This window comes from Moorena sp. SIO3B2 (assembly GCF_010692525.1).
Taxonomy (GTDB): domain Bacteria; phylum Cyanobacteriota; class Cyanobacteriia; order Cyanobacteriales; family Coleofasciculaceae; genus Moorena; species Moorena producens.
The window spans coordinates 1-6,283 of the sequence record NZ_JAAHHE010000344.1 but is presented as its reverse complement, the minus strand read 5'-3'; the positions used below and the strand labels follow the sequence as shown (position 1 = coordinate 6,283).

Annotated in this window: 3 protein-coding genes and 1 pseudogene; all 4 read left to right on the top strand. The window is 43.6% G+C overall.

Going from position 1 to position 6,283, the window contains the following annotated elements; all coding sequences use genetic code 11:
* Positions 1 to 20: 20 nt before the first annotated feature.
* Positions 21 to 743, top strand: a pseudogene (locus F6K38_RS33125) (zinc ribbon domain-containing protein); the annotation flags it as partial.
* Positions 744 to 1,167: 424 nt separating this feature from the next.
* Complete coding sequence (locus tag F6K38_RS33120; protein WP_287359354.1) at positions 1,168 to 2,961, top strand: ABC transporter substrate-binding protein; 1,794 nt, start codon at positions 1,168 to 1,170, stop codon at positions 2,959 to 2,961.
* A gap of 366 nt (positions 2,962 to 3,327) precedes the next feature.
* Positions 3,328 to 4,896: a peroxidase family protein gene (locus F6K38_RS33115; protein WP_009148856.1), complete on the top strand. Its 1,569-nt coding sequence runs from the start codon at positions 3,328 to 3,330 to the stop codon at positions 4,894 to 4,896.
* A 202-nt stretch (positions 4,897 to 5,098) separates the two neighbouring features.
* Complete coding sequence (locus F6K38_RS33110) at positions 5,099 to 6,265, top strand: catalase family protein (RefSeq protein WP_009148852.1); 1,167 nt, start codon at positions 5,099 to 5,101, stop codon at positions 6,263 to 6,265.
* Positions 6,266 to 6,283: the final 18 nt, after the last annotated feature.

Here is a 6,283-nt window from a genome sequence, read left to right as displayed (position 1 = left end):
CTGACTTCTGACTTCTGCTATATCTGACAGTCCCCCACAAGACTACTCAAGTAAAAACCGAGAACCAAGGTATAGTAGTAGCCTTAGACCCTGGTGTTAGAACGTTCTTGACGTTCTAAGGGCGAAAATTCTATTGGGAAAATTGGTTGTGGGGATTTTTATCGGATTCAACGACTTTGCTCTCACCTTGATAGCCTTTTATCAAAAATAAGTAAGGCAAAAAGAAAGCAAAAACGCCGAATGAGAAAAGCTGCCAGACGAATAATTATCATAATTCAGAATCTGATTAACGAATTACATCACAAAGCTGCCCGCTTCTTAGTTAACAACTTCGACGTCATACTACTGCCCACTTTTGAAACATCTGAAATGGCCAAGAAGGGAAGCAGGAAGATCAGGTCTAAAACTGTTCGTAATTTGCTTTCTTTTGCTCATTATCGCTTCAAAGAGTTTCTCAAGCACAAAGCCTTAGAAACAGGAAAAACAATGGTAGACGTCTGTGAAGCCTATACTAGCAAAACTGTTAGCTGGACAGGTGAATTGATCAATATTGGTGGCAGTAAGAAAATTAAATCAAAAATCGATGGGCGATCTATGGATTGACCTTTGGTCACGCTTTCGGCAAAGCCGACGCTGCTTGAGGTGCGAACGTGACATTAATGGCGCTCGTGGGATATTCCTGAGGGCTTTGGTAGATACACCCTGGCCCTCGTAATCAGCTTGCATTGGCGAGCCAAAATTGACTTTCTGGGAGATTATGGTAGCTAAAAAGTATCGGTTTTACCATAATTATTGTGTCTTTAGTGATAGGGAGCAAGTGATCGGGAGCGGGAAACTAGCGTGCGCCTGGCCAAAGTTCTGGCTTCCAACTTTTTGGTTAATTTGGGTTTGACCACTTTTGTGATAACATAAACAACTTAAATAACACAATTAACGGCTAAAAGTTCGGAAATTATTTTTATAATGGGAGCATGTATCCAAATCAACATAAACCCATTAGGATTTCAGCAGTTGCGCTACATATAGTGATGACGAAACCATTGCCCCCCTACAATTATGGTTAAGGAACAGAAGCAAGGGTAAGTCGAGTCAATAAAAACTAATCACAAATGACTACTATTAGTTACCGATTCCTGGCAACAGCCGCAATATAAAGGAGTTTTATCAATGAGGCGATGGCGACCCATACTGTTGCTTGTGGCTTTTGTCCTAACTATAGTTCTCTGTAACTGCGTTAGCCCTTCTAATTGGATTGGGAAAAATACCCCTGAGAGTCCTACTCCTACTGTGTCTGAGAGTCCTACTCCTAGTATTTCCCCGAGCCCTACTCCCAACCCTACTCCAACTCCTACTCCCAGCCCTACTCCCAGCCCTACTCCTACTCCTAGTCCTACTCCTACTCCTACTCCTTCCCCAACTAAACCTCCTAAGGATTCCAAGGGCAGGACTATCGTTTACGGAGCAGTGGGACAACCAGAAAACCTAGAACCAGGTAATATCAGCGACCGGGAATCCCTGGTTGTCCAGAAACAAATTTACAATCGCCTGGTGGAATACAAGCTGGGAACGATTGAACTGGAACCAGGATTAGCTACTGATTGGCAAGCGTCTCGCAATAGCAGAGTTTGGACATTTAAACTGCGCCAAGGGGTAAAGTTTCATGACGGCACTGATTTCGATGCTCAAGCGGTTAAGTTCAATGTCGAGCGTTGGTGGGACCCGGAAAACAAATACGGCTATCGCGATAAAGACAGAAAGTATCAAATTTGGGCTGATTTATTTGGTGGCTTCAAGGGAAACTCGAAATCCCTATTACAACAGATAGTCATCAAAGATAAGTATACAATTCAATTTGTCCTGAAACAGCCCTTAAGCATTTTTCCAGCTATGATTGGGTCAGGCTACTTTGGTATCGCTAGCCCAACAGCCATCAAGAAAGCAGGTTCTAAGTATGGTCGTGAGTCATCTCTAGCAGTAGGGACAGGTCCATTTAAATTCAAAGAGTGGCGTAATGGCAAGGAAATTATCCTAGAAAAGAGTCCGAACTACTGGAAACCAAACCTACCTAAAGCAGAAAAGGTAATCGTGCGGTTCATCCCGGATATTAGCAAACGCCTGACCATGTTGAAATCTGGAGAGATTGACTTCACTTCAGACCTAGTTCCTAAGCAATTAGAAAATTTAGTTGGTGAGGCTAACCTCAAATCTATTTTCCGTCCCTCCTTCAATGTCGGATATCTATCCCTCAATACCAACTACAAACCCCTTGCCAAACAAAAGGTACGGATTGCGATCGCCTTAGGAATTAATCAGCAAAAGATTGTCGAAAAAAATTGGCAGGGTTTAGGGGAGAGTGATGCTCACTTCACCCCACCCCTACTGGATTGGTCTGAGTCATCTAATTTTGGTAGCTATAAATATGACCCAAAGCTAGCCAAGCAACTGCTGAGGGAAGCTGGCTACCCCAAAGGCTTTGACCTCGAACTCTGGTATATGAAAATTTTCCGCCCCTACTATCCTGATCCGAAAGCGATCGCCCAAGCCATAGCTGATGACTTGGGTAAGATTGGCATCAAGGTTTCTTTAAAAACAAAACCCTGGAAAGATTATCTGAAAGACCGACAAAAGTCTCCTGGTTTCCAAGGGTTTATATTGGGTTGGACTGGGGAATATGGCGACCCAGATAACTTCTACTATTCCCACTTCGGACCTAATGCTACCGCTGACCTTGGACGTTGGAAGAATAACCAAATCCTAAGGTTATTGGAAACCGGTCGTAAGACCCAAGGCAAGGATGCTAGGGCAAGAATCTATCGCCAAGTGGATCAAATTTTATTTGAACAAGCCGTGCGCATTCCCATTGTCCACTCCCAACCGCTTTTAGGTAAGCGCGCCAATATTCAAGGCTGGAAACCCAGTCCACTGGGTTCAGAATCCTTTGAAACTGTGGATAAGACGTAAGCTATCAGCAGTCAGCAGTCAGCCGTCAGCCGTCAGCCATTCGCGAATGGCCAAGGCTCACGCTACACCGAACAGCAGACGTAATAGATATTAAACGAATGCTGACCTGTTTTATTCAAAAGCTGATAGCTGTTCGGTGTAGCGTGCGCGTAGCGCATTAGCTGACGGAACTCAGATTAAACGAATGCTGATCTATTTTATTCAATAGCTGATACGCGACACGCTGATAGCTGTTCGGTGTAGCGTGCGCGTAGCGCATTAGCTGATACGCGACACGCTGATAGCTGAAGACTTACCTTATAATAACTTTTGGGACAAGTAATCCTGCTATACACAAAAGGTAAATAGTAAAAGGGAACTAGTTCAATGACAAAAAAAAGGAATACATCTAGAGACGGATTTAGGAACCAGTTAGAAAGCGTTGGTTTAAACAAATTCAAGGGGATTTGGGACTTTATTCAAAGCAACGACTCTCTCAAACGTAAAGTCAACAAAACTATCATTAACAATGCCGTCTACAAAATGCCCACTCGTCCCCATAAGTTAAGTGCGATGGCACCCTATACCTCTTGGGACTCATTAACAGACCGAACCTGGATCGGACGACATTTACCCCCCGATCCAGAGTTCAACAAAGCAGGGAACCTTCCCCCTCTCGAAGACCTTGCTGTTTTGTTTCGCAAACAAGAGGGGAAAACCATCTATTCCGAGAAATCTACCCTGTTGTTTCCCTATTGGGTGCAGTGGTTTACCGACGGCTTTCTGCGCACTGATCGCTACAATAGATTAAAGAATACCTCTAACCATGGCATCGATTTATCTCCCGTCTATGGGTTGAACAGAAAATCTACAGACATGCTGAGATCCCATCAGGGCGGGAAACTGAAAAGCCAGATCATCAATGGTGAAGAATATCCTCTCTTCTATTACGACGATCCAGAAAAGGGAGTGGTCAAACCAGAGTTTGACGGGTTGTATGAACCGCTCAATGATGAGAAGCGACTCGACCCAGCCAAGAAAGCAAAACTATTTGCCATGGGTGTAGAACGAGCTAATGTCCAAATTGGCTATGTAATGCATAACGTTCTGTGTCTGAGGGAACACAATCGCCTGTGTGATTTACTGGCTAAGCATTATCCCGATTGGGATGACGAGCGACTCTTCCAAACGGCCAGAAACATCGTGATGGTGTTAATCATGAAAATTGTGGTGGAAGAGTATGTTAATCACATTACCTCTTATCACTTTAATTTCATTGTCGATCCCCCAGCGTTTACCAATCAGAAGTGGTATCGCCAGAATTGGATGACAGTGGAGTTTAGTTTGGTGTATCGTTGGCACAGTGCCCTTCCCGAGACTCTTACCTATGACAGCAAGCAAATTCCCATGGTGGATAGCCTCTGGAATAATGAGATGCTGATCAATAAAGGCTTGGGACCATTATTTGAGGAGACCTGTTCCCAACCAGGCAGCAAAATTGGTTTGTTTAACACGTCAGAATTCCTAATACCTGTTGAATTAGCAAGTATCGACTTAGGTCGTGAAGCTCAACTGGCTAGCTATAATGATTACCGGGAAATATGTCAGTTTCCTCGGGTGACGGATTTCGATCAGATCACGGGGGATGAAGATACTCAAAGGGAACTAAAACGGTTATACGGTGATGTCAACAATATAGAATTCTATGTGGGACTCTATGCCGAGGATGTGCCACCAAATGCAGCAGTAGCTCCCCTGGTTACCCGAATGATAGCAGTTGATGCCTTTTCCCAAGCATTGACCAATCCCCTGTTGGCAGAAAATATCTTCAACGAAGAAACTTTTTCTCCGGTCGGTTGGGAAGTAATACAAAACACAAATACTCTCTCAGATCTGGTAAACCGGAATAGTCCACAGCAAGATAAAAAGTATAAAGTAACATTTGACAATCCGTAAGCAAGGCATCGGGTATTGTCAAGCAAAAATTAAACAAAAAATTCAAGCTCTCTGATTGAGAAATCACCGGTTAAGTAAAATTTGAGTCTCAATCACCAGATCTATGGTCACTTAAGTTGACAGTACCCGATCAAATCCGCTGCTATCCTAACCCATTTTTGATCACAACCAATTCATCAAAATTTGTCTAGAAAAAATAACCATGAAGCTATTTACAGAATATCCCGAAAAGGACGAACAAAACTATTACAACCTTGTAGCCGAGCAAGTCAGGATTCAGATGGATAAGCTTTACAAGGATCAGGAACGGGCTTTGCGAGACACCCATGCCAAAACCCACGCATCGGTGGAGGGAAACCTAGAAATTTTTGATTTTGATGAACATAAAATTAAAAGCGAACTAGCGAAACGAACTCGGCTTACTCAAGAGCAACTCAATGGGATTTCCCTCAAGCAAGGACTCTTTGCGACACCGAAACAATATCCTGTTCAGCTGCGATTTGCCAATGGGCGAACAAACGTTGAAAACGACTATGTCGCAGACACACGCTCAATGTCTGTGAAAGTGATTGGTGTTGAAGGAGAAAGCCTAGAACAAAGCTACGAGCCAAACACTCAAGATATTATTGTTCAAAATGCCAAGATCTTTTTTATCAAAACCATCAAATATTATTATGAATTTTTTGGCTCCATAGTTGACTCAGAGCAAGCTGCCCAGAAGTGGCTCAGGAGTCATCCCAGGCAATTGCTAGCCCTAGCTAAAGTAACAGCTCGAACCCCAAAGAGTTTATTAACGGAACGGTATTGGAGTGGTTCTGCTTCTGCCCTTGGACTCAAACCAGATTTTGATCAGTCTCAACCGGGCCTAGTTCCTGTTGACTATCCCGCTGTGATCAAATATGCGTTTACCCCTGTTTCATGCCAGCCTCCCCATCAAAGGATGCGATATCAGTCCCGACCAGGTATTCCCAAACTTCCCTTCTTCGATCGCGCCAAGGCTCTGGGATTGGATGGAAGCAAACCGGACAATTACTATCGAGACGAGCTGATCGAACAACTATCGAAAACCGATGCCCTTTATTGCTGGGACTTTGGCATCCAATTCCAAACTAACCCGAAAATGTCCATCGATGATGTCACAATTCGTTGGAGTGAGAAGAAATCACCATTTTTTACGGTTGGTCGCCTTACCGTCAAGCATCAGATCATCGATTTTGACAAACAATACGACTCTGCTGAAAACCTGCGATTTTCCCCGTGGAATGGCTTAGTGGTTCATCGTCCTGTGGGAGCTCTCAACCGGCTACGTAATATAGTTTATCCGATTGTGGCTAAGTATCGTTATCAAAAACGGGGACTCAACTATTAGTCTTTCAAGTTAAGCATA